Raw genomic sequence first — 20,839 nt, forward strand, 5'->3', positions numbered from 1 at the left:
TCTAATTATGAAAACAACTAAATTACTTTTAGTAAGTGGTGCATTAAGTCTTACCTTATTAGCATGTGGACAAAATTCACCTAACTTTAAAGCGCAACCAGACAGTTATCAGATTGACCACGAAAAAAATATTATTGTTGTCAATATCGATGCTGAAGATGATATAACGCATGAAATCTCATCTGTTACACTAGATGAAGTGTATGAACTTTCAACACCCGTGCAAGGGTTGCAAAATACCCAGCGTTATGAAGTCATTAAAGGCAAGGAAAGCTATTCGTTGTTTATTACCAAATCGCCTATTATTTCAATACAGGTAAAAGATTCACTAACCAAACACCCAAAAGTACTTGGTCATTTTAGGTATTTCGACGCAGATACTACTTTTAGCAGTGTTATAGGCATGGACTTACGAGGTAATTTGTCGCTAACATATCCGAAGAAATCCTTTAACATAGAATTTTATACAGACAGTGTTTCAAAAGGTAAAAAGGAATTAAAATTTAAAGATCTGCGGAAAGAAGACGATTGGATTTTAGACGGCCTTTATAACGAACCCTTGCTATTAAGAGCCTATACATCTCAAAAACTTTGGAAAGATATTCATACGCCTTGGTACGCCGAAGATGAACCCAAAGCACGAGCAACAGTAGATGGAGTATATGTAGACTTATTTGTGAATAATGAATACAGAGGTGTGTATCTACTTTCTGAAAAAATTAAGAGATCGCTACTAAAGCTTAAGAAAATGAAAGGTGACACAGTACGAGGCGAGCTGTTTAAAGCTGGATACTATCACGGCGGAACATCATTTAAAGAAGCTCCAGAGTTTAAAAACTCCTTACCCACATGGGCGGGGTGGGAAATGGAATACCCGTATGAAGATTATACGGCCCATTACAACAATTTACACAAAGCGATCAATTTTGTAATTTCAAGTGATGCTACCGATTTCGACGAGCAACTAGGTATTTATTTTGATGAAGAGAATATGGTAGATTACTTCTTGTTTGCCAATTTAATTCGTGCAACAGATAACTTTGGGAAAAACTTTTATCTAGCCAAATACAAAGAAGAAACAGCCTATTTTATTGTTCCATGGGATATGGATGGTGTCTTGGGAACAATTCAGGCAGGAAAGAGAATTCCTACCACAAACGATGTACTAAGTAATAATTTGTTTGATAGAATGGTGGCCAACCCTAGGTTGAAATATGAAATGGGAAAACGTTGGAAGGATTTACGGACAACGTCTTTTCATACAGATAGTCTAATTGCTCGTATCGAAAAGAGGTACAATAAATTAGCGGATACAAAAATGTATGAGAGGGACGAATTAGCCTGGAACAAAAGCCATGAAGCAGAGCATCTAACGTACATGCTCGATTGGCTTCAAAAGCGATTAACGTATTTAGATACGTACTTTACCGAAGAGTAGTAGTTAAATTTTACTCTTCTGGTACTTCTTGTTCGGAGTCGTTGCAACTAAACTGTAATAACAGAAAATTAGTAACAAGCAAGCTCCCCAAAATGATGAAAAATAGTGTCATAATCTTACTTTTTACAGTAGTAAGATGCACCACTTAATTTGGGGTTGCGTGTTAGGTTAAAAAAAAGTTAAAAAATGTGGAGCAATTTTTCTGTTGCGATGCTTTTCTCAATTAGATCTAGCTGAAGCAATTTATCTTGAACCCTTGTTACTTCTTTATTGGTAAGTTGTTTTTGGCTCCATTCGGTAAGATGCAACCATTCTTGAACATCCTCTAATTGTTGCCCATATCTATTGCTAATCATTCTGTCTATAGCCGGAATATCTTTAAATTCACTTGTGGTACGGTTTATTGTTGTTAAGACATTCTGTACAGCCGTAGGGTTTTCTTCCAACAGTTGGTCTCGTACAGCAATTACAAAGCAAGGCCATGGTGTTGGACATTCACCAACACGTTTAAAAGGCCCCTCGTCTACGTATGGTTTTGTGGTAAACTTTTCCCACATAAAATAATCGCCAATACCTTTAGGTAAGTTCTCAAGTGCACCATTTAGATTTTTTATAACCTCAAAATCTAAATCACTTTCCAAATCCCAACCTTGATTTTCCGCATTAACAAAAGCCATAAGGTGAGACCCAGATCCATATCTACTAATAGCCGCCTTGGTTCCCTTTAAGTCTGAAATAGTATCGTAATCAGAATTTTCAGCTACATGAATCCCCCAAATAAGAGGAGAGTCTATAAAGCCTTGAACAATTTTTGATGGATTGCCCATCACAATATCACGAATAATACCTTCGGTAAGAATTACCGCCATATCAATTTCGTCATTGCGCAACGCTTTACACATCTGTCCTGTACCTCCGTGAAAGTCGTGCCATCTTAAATTAATACCATGCTCTTGGTACTCTTTGTCACGTAGTGTTAAATACCAAGGTAAGTTAAAGTGTTCTGGCACTCCGCCAATTTTAAGATTAATCATGGGTGAGTAGGTCTAAAGTAGTTACAATAAGGTTATCTATAGTTTGTTTTGGTGTACTGCTGAAAGTACCGCTAACGCGATTGGCAAGTATGGCATTTAGTGAGATTGCGTTATGTCCTAGCAGTTTTGCCATGCCATAAATTCCCGAAGTTTCCATTTCTAAATTGGTAATTACGTGATTTTTATACTGAAACGATTGTAGCTTCTCATTCAGGTGGCTATCTTCAAGCTGAAGCCGCAACGTTCTTCCTTGCGGACCATAAAACCCTACATTGGTTGCAGTGATTCCGGTACGAAAAGGTTTTTCTGAAAAACGTTCTAACAAAGAGGTGTCTGCAGTTACAACATACGGACTCGATTTATGGGCATTCCATTGCATTTGGCTTCTTAACGCTTCTGAGAAATTATGGTCTAAGAAATCTACATCTTTATAAAAGTGAAGTAAATTATCAAATCCAATAGCCATTTCCGAAGCTACAAAACTATCTAATGGAATATCGGGTTGTATACTGCCAGAGGTGCCAATACGCACAAATTCTAACGTTGTATGTTGTTGTTTTATAGTTCGACTTTTAAAATCGATATTAACCAGGGCATCTAACTCGTTAAAAACAATGTCAATATTATCTGTTCCAATTCCGGTGGAGATTACCGTAATTGGCTTGCCTTTATAGGTGCCTGTATTTGTTTTAAATTCTCTACGGTGCACAGCTACTTCAATAGAATCAAAATGTTTTGAAACGTCTTCAACTCTATCGGGATCTCCAACGGTAATTATGGTGTGCGCTATATCGCCTGGTTTTAAATGAAGGTGGTAAATACTACCGTCTTCGTTTAAGATAAATTCGCTAGACGTTAAAGGTTTGTTCTTCAAAGTTATCGTGTGCTTAGTAAGCGGTTCAGTTATAGCAGATTGCTATCCACCTACGCGCTTGGTCTTAAATCCCTTTTCTTGTAAAAACTTCATGATTTTATCTCGAAAATCACCTTGTATGATTATTTGTTCGTTTTTAAAACTTCCCCCAACGCCTAGCCATTGTTTTAGCTCTTTGGCTAATTGCTTAAAATCACTATCGGCTCCAGTATAGCCTTCTATAATGGTAATTGGCTTGCCTTTGCGCTTTTCGTATTTACAAATCAGTGGGTCTTCTTGCATCCAAAGCTGATCGTTTTGGCTTTCTTCGGAATCACTCTCAGAAACCTCATGATCTGGAAACAAATTCTTTAATTGGTCTTTTAAGTCCATTAGTTATTTCTTAATCAATCCAATTTCAATCAAACGCTGTCTTAAAAACTCACCAGCGGTAATATCATCAAAGGCTTTAGGATGTTGTTTGTCTACACATTCTGGCATACAACTTAAATCCATATCACTGCGAGGGTGCATAAAAAAAGGAATTGAATAGCGAGGGGTTCCCCATTGTTCTTTTGGCGGATTCACAACGCGGTGTATGGTAGAACGCAATTTATTGTTGGTATGTCGTTCTAACATATCTCCTACGTTAATTACCAATTCATCTTCTTCAGGTGTGGCATCAATCCATTCTCCGTCTTTTCTTAACACTTGAAGACCTCCCGTAGAAGCCCCCATTAAGAGAGTGATTAAATTGATATCCCCATGTGCTCCTGCGCGCACTGCGCCTTTGGGTTCTTCGGTAATAGGAGGGTAGTGAATTGGGCGCAAGATACTATTTCCATTAGCAGCCCAATGATCAAAATAATGTTCGTCTACACCAATATATAGCGCCAAAGCTCGTAATACGTATATGCCCGTTTTTTCTAACATTCTATAAGCCTCCATACCAGTAGCATTAAAATCTGGTAATTCGTTTACTACAACGTTATCGGGATATTCATCAATTAAGTTAGCATCTGTATCGGGTTCTTGACCAAAATGCCAAAACTCCTTTAAATCTCCTTCTTTTTTGCCTTTGGCATGTTCTTTCCCAAAAGAAACATACCCACGTTGTCCACCCAAACCTTCTATTTCGTACTTTTTCTTTTCCTCAACTGAAAGCGCAAAAAATGCTTTAATCTCTTTGTATAAATCTTGTACTAGGGTATCGCTTAAGAAGTGATTTTTCAGCGATACAAATCCAATTTCTTCATATGCACTGCCAATTTCATCTACAAACTTCTGTTTACGTTGCGGATCATCACTAAGGAAATCGGCTAAATCTACGCTTGGGATATTATTCATGACATTCGTTTTAGTGCTACAAAGATATCAAAATACTACCGCAATTCCATTTCAAAAAAAATGAAGCTTCTAAGCCAACAAACATTGAAATTTTCTACATTTGGTGCATTCTAAATGTTACCAATGAAATCGCAGCCAGCAGCTCCCATATATTTTACCTATAATAGATCAGGAATTGATGATAACACGCTCATACAGTTATATGAGCGCATGTTAAAGCCTCGCCTAATAGAAGAAAAAATGTTGATTTTACTAAGACAGGGTAAAATTTCTAAATGGTTTAGTGGTATTGGGCAGGAGGCTATTTCTGTAGGAGTAACCTCTGTTTTACAGCAAGACGAATATATTTTACCTATGCACCGAAATTTAGGTGTATTTACTACGCGCGAGATTCCGTTACACCGCCTTTTTTCGCAATGGCAAGGAAAAGCAAACGGTTTTACAAAAGGGAGAGATCGCAGCTTTCACTTCGGGACACAAGAATTTAAGATTGTAGGGATGATTTCTCATCTTGGACCTCAATTTGGCGTTGCAGATGGTATTGCCACTGCTAATTTACTTAAAAAGAACAACCAAGTATGCGCAGTATTCACGGGAGAAGGAGGAACTAGTGAAGGAGATATACACGAAGCGCTAAACGTTGCTTCCGTTTGGCAATTACCAGTTTTGTTTTGCATAGAAAACAATGGATACGGCCTTTCTACCCCTACCAGCGAGCAATATAATTGTAAGAACCTTGTAGACCGTGGCATAGGCTATGGCATGGAAAGCCATAGAATTGAAGGTAACAATATTCTAGAAGTGTACAGCAAACTACAAGCTTTAGTAGAAGATATGCGTAAAAATCCGCGTCCTGTACTTTTAGAGTTCGAAACCTTTAGAATGCGAGGTCATGAAGAAGCCAGCGGAACAAAATACGTTCCAGATGAGCTCATGAATACGTGGGCAGAACGTGATCCTCTTATAAATTTTGAAAACTATTTAATTAGCGAAGGTTTACTTTCTGAAACTAAAGTTGAAACATTAAAGACTCAAATTAAGAACGAAATAAATGAGAATCTAGACATTGCTTTTGCAGAAGAAGAGATTACTTCAGATAAAAGTAATGAATTAAATGACGTATTTCAAGAGTTTGCATATGAAGAAGTTAGCTCTAATTCTAAAACAACTGAATTACGTTTGGTTGATGCCATTTCAGAGGGATTAAAACAAAGTATGGAGCGCCATGATAATACCGTTATTATGGGGCAAGATATTGCCGAGTATGGAGGCGTATTTAAAATTACCGAAGGGTTTTTAGAGGCCTTCGGAAAAGAACGCGTACGTAATACACCCATCTGCGAAAGCGCCATTGTTTCTGCAGCAATGGGCCTATCTATTAATGGATATAAAGCCATTATGGAAATGCAATTTGCAGATTTTGCAACCTCCGGATTTAACCCTATTGTTAATTATTTGGCCAAGAGTCATTATAGATGGAACCAGAAAGCAGATGTAGTTATTAGAATGCCTTGTGGCGCAGGAGTAGGTGCAGGGCCTTTTCACAGCCAAACAAACGAAGCGTGGTTCACGCATACGCCCGGGTTAAAAGTAGTCTACCCAGCTTTTCCGTATGATGCAAAAGGATTGTTAGCTACTGCTATAGAAGACCCTAACCCAGTATTGTTTTTTGAACATAAAGCATTGTATAGAAGTATACGTCAAGATGTACCTACAGATTATTTTACCTTACCTATCGGAAAAGCGGCGCTACTTCAAAATGGTACAGATATTACTATCGTAACCTACGGGGCAGGAGTACACTGGGCGTTAGCTACGCTTGAAGGTCAGGGAATTTCCGCAGATCTAATAGACCTTAGAACATTAGCTCCGTTAGATATTGAAGCGATTTACGCTTCAGTTAAAAAAACAGGTAAGCTAATTATCTTACAAGAAGATAGTATGTTTGGGGGTATAGCAAGTGATATTGCAGCATTAGTCTCTGAACATTGTTTTGAATCCCTAGACGCACCAATAAAAAGAGTTGCCAGTTTAGAAACTCCCGTTCCCTTTGCGGCTAATCTAGAAGCAGAGTACCTTCCTAATGAGCGATTTAAGGTAGAATTAGATAATTTATTAGCTTATTAAATCTTTAACATTTGCTGTTAAACTTGCTTAAAAGACATTGATATCAGTCAACACTAGCCGTATCTTAGAGGTATACTAATCATTAAAACCCTATATATTATATGATACGCTGGATCATTATTTTTTTAGTAATCGCTTTAATTGCCGCCGTTTTCGGATTTGGAGGTATAGCGGAAGGAGCAACAGATATCGCTCAGATTATTTTTTATATTTTTATTGTACTTTTAGTACTATCATTACTTTCAAGACTTTTTAGAAAGTAAAATCTATTTTTACAAATAATTTAACCAAACCTAAACTCATGAAAAAAATCTTATTTCTAATGGTTTTTGCGGTCATTGCAGTGTCCTGTAATACCCCGAAAACTGTAATTCAATCGAAAAAAGTTATAAAAGGCTATTGGTCACTAGATAACATTAGTTATAGTGAGGCTGGAACTTTTAACGTAACTATTTTTAATGACACTTCTAAAGAGTGTCTAGAAGGTAGTTCTTGGAGGTTTATCCCTAATAACAATAGCGGATTGTACACTATAGACAATAGTAATTGCCCGTCTGGCGATAGAAATTTCATCTTTACCATTCAGCAAATGGATGCCGAATCTGGACTATACGATTTCTTGTTAAAACCAACAATGAAACTCGGAAAGCCAGATAAAGATAATTCTGTTGGTTTTAGATTGCGTCTTACGCAACTAGGCGAAACAAATATGCAATGGCAACAAACAGTTAACTTAGAAGGAAAGCCTTTTACAATAAGTATGAATTTTTCAAAAATCAATGAATAACATGAAAACACTTTATAGAAAAATAGCGACCATAGGTCTTGTAATGGCAACATTAGTGCTCTTTACAAACTGTGAAGCGACAAGAAACGCAAATAACTCTCAAAAAGGTACTGTAATTGGTGCTGCTGGTGGTGCTATTCTTGGCGCCGTACTAGGAAACAACATTGGTAAAGGTGGTAATGGAGAGATTGGTGCTGTAATTGGTGGTGTTGCTGGTGGAGCAGCAGGAGCCATTATTGGTCGTCGTATGGACAAACAAGCTCAAAAGATTGAAAATGAAATTCCAGGAGCTCAGGTAGAGCGTGTAGACGATGGTATTGTTGTAACGTTCGATGAGAATAGTGGTGTTTATTTCGACACAAATAAATACAACATTAACGCTGCATCTCAAGCCACCTTAGATAAACTAACAGGTGTTTTGCGTGAGTATGCAGATACAAATGTTTTGGTAATTGGCCACACAGATAGTACTGGAGCAGATGCTTATAACATGACCCTTTCTAAGCAACGCGCGCAGTCTGTAACTTCATATTTTACAGGTAAAGGACTTAGTGCTAGCAGATTCACTACAAATTGGTATGGTGAACAAACTCCTGTAGCAGATAATAGTACTGCAGAAGGTCGTGCTCAAAACCGTCGTGTAAACGTGGTAATTGTACCCAATGAGAAAATGATAAACGATGCCGAGAATGAGGCAAACAAAGGATAAAACTCGTTTTTAAAACTATAAAAATCCTGTTTTCTTAGTTGAAGACAGGATTTTTTTATTCCAAAAACTATCCCGTACTTTAAGAAGTGCAAGAAGAATCAACTTTCGATATTGTTATTATTGGTGGGGGCTTAGCAGGGCTTACCTGCGCCTTAGCACTGGTGGATTATTGTAAGGTATTGCTTGTAGAAAAAGAGTCGTTTCCAAACCATAAAGTTTGTGGAGAATATGTGTCTAACGAAGTATTGCCTTACCTACAATCCTTGGGCGTAGACCCATTACAACATGGAGCCAAACAGATTAATACCTTAGAAATAAGCACACATACCGGTGCGGTTGTAAAAAGTAACCTTCCGTTGGGTGGCTTTGGCATGAGTAGGTATGCGCTAGATATGTTGTTGTATAAGGCCGTAAGCGATAGATGTACAATTGTTCAAGACACTATAACCGAAATATCCTTTGTTGATGAGATGTTTCGTGTAAATGCTAAAAATGGCGACGTATTTTCAGCACCTCATGTTGTTGGAGCCTACGGAAAGAGATCGAACCTAGACAAGCTGCTAAACCGAAAATTTATTCAAGAAAAATCTCCTTGGCTTGCTGTAAAAGCACACTATACCTATGATTTTGACGACACCAAAGTGGCGTTGCACAACTTTAATGGCGGGTATTGCGGACTCTCGAAAGTTGAGACTAACGCAGTGAATGCATGTTACTTAACAACCTATGCATCTTTTAAGAAATCGAATAGTATCGTTCAATTTCAGAATGAAACCATGTCTGCGAATCCGCATTTGGCACATTTTTTCAAGGATGCAGTGCCGCTATTCTCGGAGCCATTAACAATTAGTCAGATTTCATTTAATACCAAACAACCCGTAGAAAACCATATGTTTATGATAGGTGATACGGCAGGGCTTATTCACCCTTTGTGTGGAAACGGTATGGCGATGGCTATTCACAGCGCAAAATTATTTTCAGAGCTGTACTTGGCACATAAAAAACAAAAACAATCAAGAGATGCATTAGAGTTAAACTATAGTCGCGCTTGGCAAGAGAATTTTTCCAGACGTTTGCAAACTGGTAGGCGAATTCAAAATGTGTTGTTACGACCATCATTGGCGAAAGCTGCATTTACAACCGCTCGTATGTTCCCTAGTTTGGTGCCGGAAGTAATAAAGAAAACTCATGGAACTATCTTAGTATGATTGCATTCTCCAGTAAATATAGATCTAAGCAAGTTGAGATTTTAGATAATCTTGAACTGAAAGGTTCAGAAATGGAGGCGATGTTAGTCGATTTAAAAACGGTTAATAAATTATTGGGAGGACATAAAGTAACGCTGTCTGGAATTGAAACTTTACTACAGAGCATTCCAAAAGATGAGCTCGTAACCATCATAGATATTGGGTGTGGCGATGGGAATATGCTTCGGAAGATAGTCGATTTCAGCAAAAAGAAAAAGTATTCATTGTCGCTAATAGGTATTGATGCCAATCCCCACATTCTTAAAAAAGCGAAAGATCGCTCTAAAGCGTACCCAGAGATTACTTTTAAGCATCATAATATACTAGATGAGCATGCAGTATCGCATTTCGATATTGCGCTTTGCACACTATTCTTACATCATTTTACACAAGAAGAAGGTCAGCTAATTTTAGAAAAGTTATGTCAAGATGCGAAAGTTGGGGTAGTGGTAAACGACTTACAACGTAATAGGTTAGCGTTTTGGTTATTTCGTGTTTTCAGCAGTATCTTTATAAAAACGGCAATTGCCAAACACGACGGACTGGTTTCTATAGCAAGAGCCTTTAAAAGAAATGAATTAGAAACCATAGCAGCGTCTTGCCGTTCTGTTCAATATACCCTGAAAAAAAAGTGGGCGTTTAGATGGCAGTTGGTGATTAAGAAAATTAAATAAACTAGAAATTATAGAAAATACAGTCAAAATTGTAAGCGCAGCTAAGCAGCTACCACAATACACCCGTGAGACTAAAGAAATTCTTCCCTATGTCACCGCATGGTTAGAAGGGCAGGACGAACGTTTTAAACGAAAGGTGCTAAAGATTTTTGAAGGAGCAGGGGTAGATAGGCGATATTCTATCATGGACGCACATGAGGTATTCATGAAAACTTCATTTGAAGAACGAAATGATATCTACGTTCGTGAAATGAAACAACTAAGCAGAAAGGCGCTTCAAAATGCATTGGATAAAGTAAATTGGCGAGCAGACAGTATCGACTTTCTTATCACTGTTAGTTGTACCGGAATTATGATTCCTTCTGTAGATGCGTATTTAATAAACGATTTCCAGATGAAGCAAGATGTTGTTAGACTGCCCGTTACCGAAATGGGTTGTGCAGCAGGTGTAAGTGGTGTTATTTACGCTAAGAATTTTCTAAAGGCAAATCCGAATAAACGAGCAGCCGTGGTTGCATTAGAATCACCTACGGCAACATTTCAGCTTTCAGATTATTCTATGGTGAACATTGTTAGCGCTGCCATTTTTGGCGACGGTGCTGCCTGTGTTCTATTATCTTCAGAAGAAAATAGCGAAGGAGCTACCATTCTAGATGAAGCCATGTATCATTTTTATGATGCAACAACAATGATGGGATTTAAACTGGTAAATACAGGGTTACAAATGATTTTAGACAAGGAAGTACCACAGAAAATTGCAGATCATTTTCCGCAGATAATACATCCTTTTCTAGAAAAAAACGGAAAAACCATCGACCAGATAGATCACTTAATTTTTCATCCAGGAGGAAAGAAAATTGTACAAACAGTAGAAACGCTGTTTGGAGATTCTGGAAAAAATATAGATGACACTAAAGAAACATTGCGTTTGTATGGCAATATGAGCAGCGCGACTGTTTTATACGTACTAGAACGCTTTATGGACAAAAAGCCAAAGAAGGGAGAATTAGGCCTAATGCTAAGCTTTGGTCCAGGCTTTTCTGCACAGCGTGTCTTAATTGAATTTTAAAATGAAAGAACTAAAAGAAAAATACGCTCTGATTTTAGGTGGAAGTAGTGGCTTAGGACTTGCAACGGCAAAAAAACTGGCTGAAAGTGGCTTTCATTGTATCATTGTGTATCGCGATAGAAAAAGTAGCTTAGCGCAATTTGAAGGGCATGTAAAGAAAATGCAGGCAAATGGTGTTTCAGTAACCACCTTTAATAAAGATGCTTTAAAGGAAGAAACCATTGCAGATGTTCTTGCAGAAATATCAAATAATTCGGTTGCAGTTTTGGTGCACAGCATAGCGAAAGGGAGCTTAAAAGCACTTACTGGTGGTAGCAGCAGCTTGTCTAAAGGAGATTTAGACATCACACTCCACGCCATGGCAACCAGTTGGTGGCAATGGACACAGGCGCTAATTCGACATAATAAGTTTACTGATGCTCCACGAAATATTGCGTTTACTAGCGAGGGCAATTCAAAAGTTTGGGAAGGCTATGGTGCCGTATCTGCGGCAAAAGCTACGTTAGAAGCCCTTATGAAGCAAATGGCGGTAGAATTAGCTACCCTAGGGATTACAACCAATTGTATTCAGGCAGGTGCAACACAAACTCCTTCCTTTGCCATGATACCTAATAGTGAACAACTTGCTGAAATGGCACGAAAAAGAAATCCGTTTAAACGTCTTACAACACCAGAAGATGTGGCAAATGCAGTTTGGCTACTATGTCAAGAAGAGGGAAAATGGATAAATGGCACAGTGCTAAAAGTTGATGGAGGAGAAAGTTTACGCTAAGATTTAATGCACGACTACAATGACCAACACCGCAATACTTGAAAAATTACCTTACACAAAACCATTCCTTTTTGTAGATAAGCTGGTTTCAATAACCAATGAAAGGGTAGAAGGTTGTTATACTTTTTCTGAAGACGAGTTTTTCTATCAAGGCCATTTTAAAGAGTACCCTGTTACACCAGGCGTAATTCTTACAGAATGCATGGCACAAATTGGTCTGGTATGTTTAGGGATATATTTATTGAAAGATGAAAGTCAAACAGAATTTACCATTGCCCTTAGCAGTCATAGTATTGACTTTTATAAGCCTGTTTTTCCGGGTGAGCAGGTAGTGGTTGTTTCTGAAAAGGTTTACTTTAGGTTTCATAAGTTAAAGTGTAACGTTAAAATGTTAGATACTAACGGAGCTCTTATTGCTAAAGGAACAATAAGCGGGATGCTCGCACCAAAACAATAGAAAAATGGCTACCAAAAAAAGAGTTGTTATTACTGGATTAGGAGTTATAGCGCCTAATGCATTGGATATTCCTTCTTTTACCGAAGCCATACAAAATGGTGTTTCGGGTATTCAACATTTTCCAGAATTAGAGGCACTTAAATTCTCATGTCAAGTGGGAGGTGTTCCTCCAGTTTCCGAAGAGCATAAACGCACCTATTTTACAGAGCTACAATTGCGAAACTTTAACAGCAGTGGGATTCTATATGGGGTTATGGCGGGTATAGATGCCATGAAAGATTCAGGTTTATCAACTAAAAGCGATAGACCAAATTGGGATTTGGGTATTGTATTTGGCACTGGCACCAGCGGCGTCGATAAGTTTAGAGAATCTATTTATAAAGTAGACAACAAAAATGTGCGTAGGTTAGGTAGTACTGCGGTGGCACAAACCATGGCTAGCGGAATTAGCGCGTATTTAGGTGGTATGCTAGGTGCTGCCAATATGGTAACTACAAACTCATCTGCCTGTGCTACCGGTACAGAAGCCGTCTTAATGGGTTATGAGCGTATAGCCTGCGGAAAAGCGACACAAATGCTTTGTGGGAGTACCAGTGACCACGGCCCATACTTGTGGGGTGGGTTCGATGCTATGAAGGTGATTACTTATAAACATAACGATAGTCCAACCGAAGCGTCACGACCTATGAGCGCTAATGCTAGCGGATTTGTACCTGGTAGTGGGGCAGGCGCATTGGTATTAGAGTCTCTTGAAAGTGCTCAAGCTAGAGGAGCAACAATTTATGCTGAAATTTTAGGGGGTCATGTAAATTCTGGCGGGCAACGAAATGGAGGGAGTATGACAGCTCCTAACAGCGAGGCAGTACAGCGATGTATAAAGAAAGCTTTGGAAGATTCAGAAGTGCTGGCAGAAAATATTGACTATATAAACGGGCATTTAACCGCAACTAGCAAAGATCCGGTTGAAATTAAAAATTGGTGTGAGGCATTGAACAGGCGAGGGGCAGACTTTCCGTTAATCAATTCGTTAAAAGGAATGGTTGGCCATTGTCTGGCAGCCAGTGGTAGTGTAGAAATTGTTTCAACCATACTGCAAATGCACCATAGTTTTGTTTTTCCGAATGTGAATTGTGAAGATATTCACCCAGAAATAACGCAATTAATTGCGAAGGAACGAATTCCAACGAAGAAAGTTTCCGCAGAAATTAACACGGCAATAAAGGCAAGTTTCGGCTTTGGCGATGTAAATGCGTGTGTTATCTTTGGTAAAATTTAAAGCTAAAAATGACTACAGAAGAAATCTATGCAAAATTGCTTCCTATTGTAAAAACATACTTACCAGAAGACGTTGATGCAAAAGAAATAAGCCCCGAAAGCGATTTAACCAGAGAGCTCAATATAAATTCTGCACACCTGGTAGATATTGTTTTAGATGTAGAAGATACGTTTTCGGTTGAATTTGCCAATGAAGACATGGAGTCGCTTCGAACCTTAAACGATGCGGTAGTCATTATTGAGAAAAAATTAGATGTTTAACTGCACGTTTCCAGAAATTACACCTCAGAATTTAGCCATAAAACTATCGGCTAAAGGAGAACGCTCATTGCGTAGTGGGCATCCATGGATATTTTCAGATAGTATAGAAAAGATTAACAAAGAAGGAGCTGCAGGTGATATAGCAGTAATTTTTAGCCATAGCAAAAACAAAGTAATTGGAGTAGGCTTGTACGACCCGCAATCGCCTATACGAATTAAAATGCTGTATCACGATGGTGGTGCACGACTTACCGAGGCTTTTTTTCGAGATAAAATCAATCGTGCTTATGCTTTAAGAACAGAGCTGTTCACTTCACAAACCAATAGCTATCGTTTACTTTTTGGAGAAAATGATGGTTTTCCGGGGTTGATTGCAGATGTGTACGCCCATGTGTTGGTGGTAAAATTGTACGCTGCCATCTGGACTCCGTACCTACGTGTAATTTTAGAGCTATTAATTGAAATCTCTGGGGTTACTACAGTAGTATTACGATTGAGCAGAAGTGTACAACAATTAAAAAACTTTCCTTTTAAAGAAGGACAGATTGTTTTTGGCACATTAGAAGATGAAACCATTTTGTTTCAAGAACATGGCGTACGATTTAGCGCCAATGTAATTAAAGGTCACAAAACGGGGTACTTTCTAGACCATCGTGACAACAGAAGGCGTGTGGGCGAATTGAGTAAAGGTAAAACCGTATTAGATGTATTTAGTTATGCCGGCGGATTTTCGGTACATGCGCTCGCAAAAGGAGCGAAAGAAGTTACGAGTTTAGATATTAGTGAGCAGGCTCTTGCGCTTGCCAAAGAAAATGGAAAGTTAAACAAAACAACAGGGACTCATAATGTGCTCGCGGGTGATGCTTTTGAGGTGATGCGGCAATTAATTGTGGAGCAAAAGCGATACGATGTTGTGGTTATTGATCCTCCTAGTTTTGCCAAGAGTCAAAAAGAAATTGGGGTAGCAAAAAAGAAATATGCACAATTAGCGCAGCTCGGGGAGAAATTAACCGCCAGAAATGGCTTGCTGGTACTGGCGTCTTGTAGTTCGCGTATTTCGGCAAATGATTTTTTAGAGATTAACAAGGAAATACTAAAACAACAACCTAGGCATTTTGCGATTCAACAAACTACAGGGCATGACGTAGATCACCCTATTGGATTCGCCGAGGGAGCGTATTTAAAATGTGGGTATTATAGGTTTAAGGAATAGTATGGGTTAAAAATTAAAAGAGCCGCATTAACTGCAGCTCTTTAGTTTTTAATGTATGTTTGCTTAATGCGATTGCATTTTTTCCTTTCGTTTTCGTAATTGAACGCCCACTTCTCCAACAACTTTTGCTAGACTTGCCTCAAACGAACCTAAGTTAGATTCGGCAAATAGGGTAGTGCCTGGCACATTCATTCTTACTTCAGTAATCATCCCGCTATCGGCGCTACTTGTTTTTTCAGTTTTAAAATAGACATCAGTTGTGACGATAAAATCGTATTTCGCTTCCAATTTCTCTAGTTTTTCGGTTGCCATTGCCTCTAATCTTGGACTTGCAGAGACATCTTTATATTCAAAATTTATGTTCATAGAAGTTGGTTTTTAAAGTTCCAATACTAAAGATACGACTCCTTAAAATGGAAGACAAATAATTAGTACTTCTTTGTGAAATTTTATTCCCTTTACAAACAAGGTAAGGACGTATTTTGAAAAGTTATCTAGTTTTGAACCTTAAAAAAGTCATAAATTTATGGTGTACCATGTGTTTGCTGCTGAAAATTTACTAGTTTTATTGTCCTCATTTTTAAAGCGATAGTTATGGAAACAACAAAAAAGAAATCTCACGCCGATTTTCAGAGTGCCTATAGAAGGTCTTCAAACTTTAGAAGTGTGGTGAAAAAAGAGAAATTTGAAATCACTAAAAAGGGCGAGGTGAAACTGAGTAAGGAAAAGTAAATAGGTAGCTTTTACTTTTAAACACCGCGTTTTTTAAGACTCATGTTTTTTTACATACACTAAAATTAGAATTGAAATCCCACTACAAATAGAGAACCCAATAAATAGGGGAAGGGTGCTATTAATTACAAACCTTCCTATTAAAGTACTAATGGGCACTGCCATTAGGGTAGATATAAGTCCGGTAATGGCCGCAGCGATTCCTGCTATATGACCAACAGGTTGCATTGCCAAGGCTCTTAAGTTTCCGAAGAGAAATCCGATAAAAAAGAATTGCACGGCAAAGAAGCTTAATAATATATAAATGTTAGGCTGCGGAATGCTGTGAAAAAACAGTAGATACACTACAGAAACGCTAAAAAACCCAATAAGCGATACCGTGACCATCTTTTTCATACCGTAGCGTAGTACAAAAGTTCCGTTTAAGAAAATGGCAATACCTATAGCAATAGCGAGACCTGCAAAAATGTACGGAAACTCGGTTTCTAAGCCGTATTGATTCTGAAATATTTGCTGTGAAGCACTTAAATACACCAAGAAAGATCCTACTACAAACCCGGAGATTAGGGTATAGCCAACCGTGGTTTTATATTTTAATGTTTCAGCAAAACCTTTAAGAATACGGGCTGTTTGAAACGGAATTCTATGCTTTTGATCTAGAGTTTCTTCTTGTCGCAACCAGAACCATAGCGCTACAATTAAGCTAATAATAACTTGTACATAAAATATGTCTTGCCAATTGTAATGATTTAAAATGAATTGCCCCAAAGCTGGTGCCACAATAGGGATAAGCAGAAATACAACCGTTACAAAAGACATGATACGTGCCATATAATCGCCTTCGTACGTATCGCGAATAATAGCAATACAAATGGTACGTGGCGCTGAGAGTCCGATACCTTGTAAAATTCTTCCGGCGACCATCATTTCGAGGCTTTGTGCAGATAAGCATATAAAACTTGCCAGCACAAAAATCGCAAATCCCATATACACCGAAGGTTTTCTCCCCAAAGCGTCTGAGAGTGGCCCAAATGCTAGCGGGCCAACACCTAAACCGAGGAAAATCATTGTGATAAGCAACTGATTGTCTGCCGTGTTGGTGGTGTTAATGGCTACACCAATGATTTCGAGTGCAGGTAAAAGTGCGTCTATAGAGAGCGCCGTTACCGACATAAGCGCCGCCATAAGGGCGATAAATTCGAATTGTGATGTGGCTTTTTGGGGTGTTTGCATGAGGCTGCAAAAGTACCACTAATGGTTCTTTGTTTATACTATTTAACACCTCTTAACTACTAGCATTTTGCTTATGCTGTTAAATACTAGTATTTTAGCATTTCTAACTGAAAAATTATGAAATTAAAATTTTGGCTTATTTGTGTGCTTTTGTATAGCAGCGTTGGATTGGGGCAAGATAAAAACACGCCTGCTGCGCAAGTGGTAAAAGAGTTTTTACATGGAATGAGTTATGATGAGCAAACTGAATCTACTACGCTAAAAGCACTTATTGCGCCCTCTTTTGCAAAAGCAAAGAACATAGAATCGAAACACATTGGGATAGACGTATATAGACCCGATCATTTTATGATATGGGATGTGAACGGGGCTATGGTCACAGCAATGATATGGATTAAAGGAGGTTCTTGGGTTCACAAGCTTCGGTTTAAAACAGTTGAAGAAGGTGGCCAAACCTACATTATGCCATCGGGAATTAGTGGAAGAAATATGATTCAACCATGGAATTCTATAGATACCTTTATAGAAATAGACAGCAATAAACTAACTGCAAACACAGAACAGTTGTCTTCAACAGAACCTATAGCAGATAAAGAGAGTGATAATAAGCCAGCAGAGGACAGTACATTGCTGAAATTAAGCGATTACCTTCAATTTAATGGCGAAATTTTAAATAACGGCACTCCAGAAGAAAAGCGATTTACTTTGGTCATTTCTGATGGTAATTCTGTGGCCTTTAATATGTCGTTAGGATTGCTACCATTTTATATTTATGAAACGGGACAAGAACGTATAGGAGATCTCACTAAGACCACCTATAGATTAGAAAAGAGTCAGGTTATAAGCCAAGCCATACAATGGAATGAGTTTGTAATTACCGATATATCGAAATTAAGTGATGAAGAAAAACGTGAGTATACCTTAGGTGATACTTTTGATTGTAACTACGTCCTCGATATAAAAGGATATCCTAAACTAAGATTACTGGCAAACATAACCTCAGGAACCATAGAATAAGAAGGAATTCAGTAGCTGTAAAAAACGTCTAAAACAAGAGAAGCGTAAGAGATAGTAAAACATTCTATTTTACATAATGTTAATTATAGTACAAATGCGTTAAGCTGAGTAAAATAGCGAATAGCACCTTTTCGTGCTATTTGACATAATCCTGTTATAGTGCCTTTAGGTCTATAATTTAGGATTATGTCACAGCCAATTTATGACCTATGTTTATTTACATTCGTAAGCTATATTGCCGTGCTATAAAAATACTGACCTTTTAGATTTGTTTAAAAATCGCGTATTCGCTAAAATGTACGTAATAAAAAATTTTAGACGATTCTCATGGATTGCCACAAGCGTATAAAATTACTCTGCGAGATAATTTTTATGCACTTGTTAATTGTTTTGCCAAAGTTTTATGAGGCAAAGGTTAACATAGAGATTCTATTTTACATAACAAATAACCAAACTATATCTTTACTTACCAAACCACTATTTTTTATATCCATTATTTGCAACAGATTTATGATGACTACTTAAATAAAAAATCACAGTAATAATGAAATATACTACTGTGATTTTCGAAATAACATTAAATTGTTAGAAGACTGAGTTATTGATCAGAATAATTATCTACTTCAAAAAAGCCGGTTATATCTTTTAATTTATTGTTTTCAACTAGCACAAAACTAGCCCCACCATCAATTACTTCTTTATTTTCGTTAAGAGTGTTCCATTTTACTAGATTTTTGTTGTGATGAGAAACCACATTTGCTTGGGCAAAAGTTATACCTGGAGATAGCTTATGAAATTCAGCAATATAGTCAGAAACCTCATTGAGTCCGCTTAATTCTATTAAAGGGTCTGTGTAACGGAAGTCATCAGCTAAAATTGTTTTCAATAATTCATCTCTTTTTGTGCGCTCTGTTATAGCCCAACTTTCACTCCAAATATCAAATACTTCTTTAAAATTTTTCATATTTCTTTTCTTTTAAAATTCTTGTATAGTAGGTCGAATTACTAGTTCGTTAATGTCTACATCTGCAGGTTGTTCAATAGCGTAGGCAACAGCTTTTGCAATGGAAATAGCAGGAATAGCATCTTTGTAAACTTGCTGTATAAATTGTGAAGTGCCCTCATCTGAGCTTCCTAATTGTAGTTCAGAATTTATTAAACCAGGTGTTAATATGGTTGTTCTAATATCCTTACCAACCTCTTGCCTTAATCCTTCACTTATAGCACGCACTGCGTATTTAGTTCCGCTATAAACTGCTCCGCCTGGACTTACTTTTAACCCGGCAACAGATGCTAAATTGATAAAGTGTCCCGATTTTTGTCTTTCAAATTCCGGTAAGGCTGCTGCAATACCATATAACACACCTTTTATGTTAACATCAATCATGCTGTCCCATTCGTTAATTTTTAGAGCACTTAATGGTGCTAAAGGCATAATACCAGCATTGTTGACCATAACATCAATTTTACCAAAACTGTCAATTGCTTTTTTTACTAAAGCTTTTACATCATTTGCATTGGTAACATCTGTCCTCAAAATTTCAACAGCACCTCCATTTTTTTGAATTTCAGAAGCTACTTTTTCTAATTTTTCTACTCTACGAGCACCTAATACTACTTTTGCTCCTTTTTCTGCCAAATAATGAGCTGTAGCTTCTCCTAATCCGCTACTTCCTCCTGTAATGACTACTACTTTGCCTGCTATATTATTGTTCATTTTATTTGATTTTTGTTTCTAATAAATACTCTAATTTGTAATTGCTTAAAGACTCATCTTGTATAGACTGCGTTAGTTCATTAACCTTGTCTGCACCAAATGGTAATCCAACGGTTGTACGCGTTGGTCTTGCGCCTTGAGACATTTCTGCCAGTTTTAAATAAGCGTCGGCAACTATACTAGGCTGTGGAATATCTTCTGACTGCATAAACTCACCAAATCCTTCAACCATACTGCCAAGAATCTTCTGTAATTCTGGGTTCTCTGCTACAATTTCTGTTCTAGCTTCTGGAACAAATGAATTTCCTAAATTAGTAGCAAATGGTCCTGGTTCTACTAAAATAGACTCTACTCCAGTAGGTGCCAATTCATATTTTAAACTTTGTGTATACGCTTCTACCGCTGCTTTAGATGCACTATAAGTTGCTGCAAACGGAGCAGGTACTCTACCATAGGCAGATGTTGTATTGATTATTAACCCCTTTCCTGCTTTACGCATAGTAGGTAATACTGCCTGAGAGGTTCTAATAATACCATAATAGTTTATGTTCATTAAGTCATTTGCTTGGGCTACACTAAAAGCCTCTGCAATTCCTAAATGCATAATACCAGCGTTGTTTATTAATACATCTATGGTACCTTCTTCTTTAATTATGCTGTCCATTGCTTTTGTAACGGAGTCATCATTAGCAACATCCATAGCTACAACCTTAACGTTTGAAGAATAATTTTCTAGTTCTTGTTTCTTTTCTGAATTGCTTCCGTCAGGATTTCTCATTGTTGCATAAACCTTATAACCGTTGTCTGCAAATAGTTTTGCTGAAAGGTATCCAAATCCGTTACTGCTTCCTGTGATAATTACATTTTTCATTTTTAT

General features: G+C 37.7%; 24 protein-coding genes. 15 read left to right on the forward strand and 9 right to left on the reverse strand.

Going from position 1 to position 20,839, the window contains the following annotated elements:
• Nucleotides 1-7: 7 nt before the first annotated feature.
• On the forward strand, nucleotides 8-1,438 hold the full coding sequence (locus G5B37_RS02030; RefSeq protein ID WP_164678390.1) for a CotH kinase family protein: 1,431 nt from the start codon (nucleotides 8-10) through the stop codon (nucleotides 1,436-1,438).
• Nucleotides 1,439-1,617: 179 nt separating this feature from the next.
• On the opposite strand, the gene G5B37_RS02035 is transcribed toward G5B37_RS02030, so the two are convergent.
• From G5B37_RS02035 to G5B37_RS02050, 4 genes are read right to left on the reverse strand one after another with little or no spacing between them, the layout of a single operon-like run.
• Complete coding sequence (locus G5B37_RS02035) at nucleotides 1,618-2,472, reverse strand: substrate-binding domain-containing protein (protein WP_164678391.1); 855 nt, start codon at nucleotides 2,470-2,472, stop codon at nucleotides 1,618-1,620.
• Nucleotides 2,465-3,346 (reverse strand): nucleoside phosphorylase, encoded by an 882-nt coding sequence (locus G5B37_RS02040; protein WP_164678392.1) that lies wholly within the window; start codon nucleotides 3,344-3,346, stop codon nucleotides 2,465-2,467. The genes G5B37_RS02035 and G5B37_RS02040 overlap by 8 nt, the downstream gene beginning before the upstream one ends.
• A 42-nt stretch (nucleotides 3,347-3,388) precedes the next feature.
• Nucleotides 3,389-3,718 carry a translation initiation factor gene (locus tag G5B37_RS02045; protein WP_164678393.1) on the reverse strand — a complete coding sequence of 110 codons (330 nt, stop codon included), beginning with the start codon at nucleotides 3,716-3,718 and terminating at the stop codon, nucleotides 3,389-3,391.
• A 3-nt stretch (nucleotides 3,719-3,721) separates the two neighbouring features.
• Nucleotides 3,722-4,672, reverse strand: a complete 951-nt coding sequence (locus G5B37_RS02050; protein ID WP_164678394.1) for an isopenicillin N synthase family dioxygenase — start codon at nucleotides 4,670-4,672, stop codon at nucleotides 3,722-3,724.
• A gap of 123 nt (nucleotides 4,673-4,795) precedes the next feature.
• On the opposite strand from G5B37_RS02050, the gene G5B37_RS02055 reads away from it, so the two are divergent.
• From G5B37_RS02055 to G5B37_RS02110, 12 genes are all read left to right on the forward strand, one after another.
• Nucleotides 4,796-6,799: an alpha-ketoacid dehydrogenase subunit alpha/beta gene (locus G5B37_RS02055; RefSeq protein ID WP_164678395.1), complete on the forward strand. Its 2,004-nt coding sequence runs from the start codon at nucleotides 4,796-4,798 to the stop codon at nucleotides 6,797-6,799.
• A gap of 101 nt (nucleotides 6,800-6,900) precedes the next feature.
• Nucleotides 6,901-7,062, forward strand: coding sequence for a DUF1328 domain-containing protein (locus tag G5B37_RS02060; protein WP_164678396.1), 162 nt, complete (start codon nucleotides 6,901-6,903; stop codon nucleotides 7,060-7,062).
• A 38-nt stretch (nucleotides 7,063-7,100) separates the two neighbouring features.
• Entirely contained in the window at nucleotides 7,101-7,586 is a 486-nt protein-coding gene (locus G5B37_RS02065; protein ID WP_164678397.1) for a lipocalin family protein, read from the forward strand.
• A gap of 1 nt (nucleotide 7,587) precedes the next feature.
• A complete protein-coding gene (locus G5B37_RS02070) occupies nucleotides 7,588-8,295 on the forward strand; it encodes an OmpA family protein (protein ID WP_164678398.1) in 708 nt (235 codons plus the stop codon).
• A gap of 86 nt (nucleotides 8,296-8,381) precedes the next feature.
• Entirely contained in the window at nucleotides 8,382-9,503 is a 1,122-nt protein-coding gene (locus G5B37_RS02075; RefSeq protein ID WP_164678399.1) for an NAD(P)/FAD-dependent oxidoreductase, read from the forward strand.
• Entirely contained in the window at nucleotides 9,500-10,216 is a 717-nt protein-coding gene (locus G5B37_RS02080) for a methyltransferase domain-containing protein (RefSeq protein WP_164678400.1), read from the forward strand. Before G5B37_RS02075 ends, G5B37_RS02080 begins: the two co-directional genes overlap by 4 nt.
• A gap of 136 nt (nucleotides 10,217-10,352) precedes the next feature.
• Entirely contained in the window at nucleotides 10,353-11,285 is a 933-nt protein-coding gene (locus tag G5B37_RS02085) for a type III polyketide synthase (RefSeq protein WP_263649829.1), read from the forward strand.
• Nucleotide 11,286: 1 nt separating this feature from the next.
• Nucleotides 11,287-12,057 (forward strand): SDR family NAD(P)-dependent oxidoreductase, encoded by a 771-nt coding sequence (locus G5B37_RS02090; protein ID WP_164678401.1) that lies wholly within the window; start codon nucleotides 11,287-11,289, stop codon nucleotides 12,055-12,057.
• 19 nt (nucleotides 12,058-12,076) lie between these two features.
• Nucleotides 12,077-12,514 (forward strand): 3-hydroxyacyl-ACP dehydratase FabZ family protein, encoded by a 438-nt coding sequence (locus tag G5B37_RS02095; RefSeq protein WP_164678402.1) that lies wholly within the window; start codon nucleotides 12,077-12,079, stop codon nucleotides 12,512-12,514.
• A 4-nt stretch (nucleotides 12,515-12,518) separates the two neighbouring features.
• Nucleotides 12,519-13,790, forward strand: coding sequence for a beta-ketoacyl-[acyl-carrier-protein] synthase family protein (locus G5B37_RS02100; RefSeq protein WP_164678403.1), 1,272 nt, complete (start codon nucleotides 12,519-12,521; stop codon nucleotides 13,788-13,790).
• Between the two features lie 8 nt (nucleotides 13,791-13,798).
• On the forward strand, nucleotides 13,799-14,050 hold the full coding sequence (locus G5B37_RS02105; protein ID WP_164678404.1) for an acyl carrier protein: 252 nt from the start codon (nucleotides 13,799-13,801) through the stop codon (nucleotides 14,048-14,050).
• Nucleotides 14,043-15,263: a class I SAM-dependent rRNA methyltransferase gene (locus tag G5B37_RS02110; protein ID WP_164678405.1), complete on the forward strand. Its 1,221-nt coding sequence runs from the start codon at nucleotides 14,043-14,045 to the stop codon at nucleotides 15,261-15,263. Before G5B37_RS02105 ends, G5B37_RS02110 begins: the two co-directional genes overlap by 8 nt.
• 63 nt (nucleotides 15,264-15,326) lie before the next feature.
• Here G5B37_RS02110 and G5B37_RS02115 read toward each other — a convergent pair whose 3' ends face one another.
• A complete protein-coding gene (locus tag G5B37_RS02115; RefSeq protein WP_164678406.1) occupies nucleotides 15,327-15,629 on the reverse strand; it encodes an HPF/RaiA family ribosome-associated protein in 303 nt (100 codons plus the stop codon).
• Nucleotides 15,630-15,857: 228 nt separating this feature from the next.
• Here G5B37_RS02115 and G5B37_RS02120 point away from each other — a divergent pair, with 228 nt between their 5' ends.
• On the forward strand, nucleotides 15,858-15,995 hold the full coding sequence (locus G5B37_RS02120; RefSeq protein WP_164678407.1) for a hypothetical protein: 138 nt from the start codon (nucleotides 15,858-15,860) through the stop codon (nucleotides 15,993-15,995).
• Nucleotides 15,996-16,028: 33 nt separating this feature from the next.
• On the opposite strand, the gene G5B37_RS02125 is transcribed toward G5B37_RS02120, so the two are convergent.
• Nucleotides 16,029-17,228 (reverse strand): multidrug effflux MFS transporter, encoded by a 1,200-nt coding sequence (locus G5B37_RS02125; RefSeq protein WP_164678408.1) that lies wholly within the window; start codon nucleotides 17,226-17,228, stop codon nucleotides 16,029-16,031.
• A gap of 117 nt (nucleotides 17,229-17,345) precedes the next feature.
• Between G5B37_RS02125 and G5B37_RS02130 the strand changes: the two genes are divergently transcribed.
• On the forward strand, nucleotides 17,346-18,245 hold the full coding sequence (locus tag G5B37_RS02130; RefSeq protein WP_164678409.1) for a hypothetical protein: 900 nt from the start codon (nucleotides 17,346-17,348) through the stop codon (nucleotides 18,243-18,245).
• A 598-nt stretch (nucleotides 18,246-18,843) separates the two neighbouring features.
• On the opposite strand, the gene G5B37_RS02135 is transcribed toward G5B37_RS02130, so the two are convergent.
• From G5B37_RS02135 to G5B37_RS02145, 3 genes are read right to left on the reverse strand one after another with little or no spacing between them, the layout of a single operon-like run.
• A complete protein-coding gene (locus G5B37_RS02135) occupies nucleotides 18,844-19,209 on the reverse strand; it encodes a nuclear transport factor 2 family protein (protein WP_164678410.1) in 366 nt (121 codons plus the stop codon).
• A 12-nt stretch (nucleotides 19,210-19,221) separates the two neighbouring features.
• Nucleotides 19,222-19,962 (reverse strand): SDR family oxidoreductase, encoded by a 741-nt coding sequence (locus G5B37_RS02140; RefSeq protein WP_164678411.1) that lies wholly within the window; start codon nucleotides 19,960-19,962, stop codon nucleotides 19,222-19,224.
• 1 nt (nucleotide 19,963) lies between these two features.
• A complete protein-coding gene (locus G5B37_RS02145) occupies nucleotides 19,964-20,833 on the reverse strand; it encodes an SDR family oxidoreductase (protein WP_164678412.1) in 870 nt (289 codons plus the stop codon).
• Between the last annotated feature and the right edge of the window lie 6 nt (nucleotides 20,834-20,839).

Source organism: Rasiella rasia, from assembly GCF_011044175.1.
In the GTDB taxonomy this organism is placed as follows: Bacteria; Bacteroidota; Bacteroidia; order Flavobacteriales; family Flavobacteriaceae; genus Marinirhabdus; species Marinirhabdus rasia.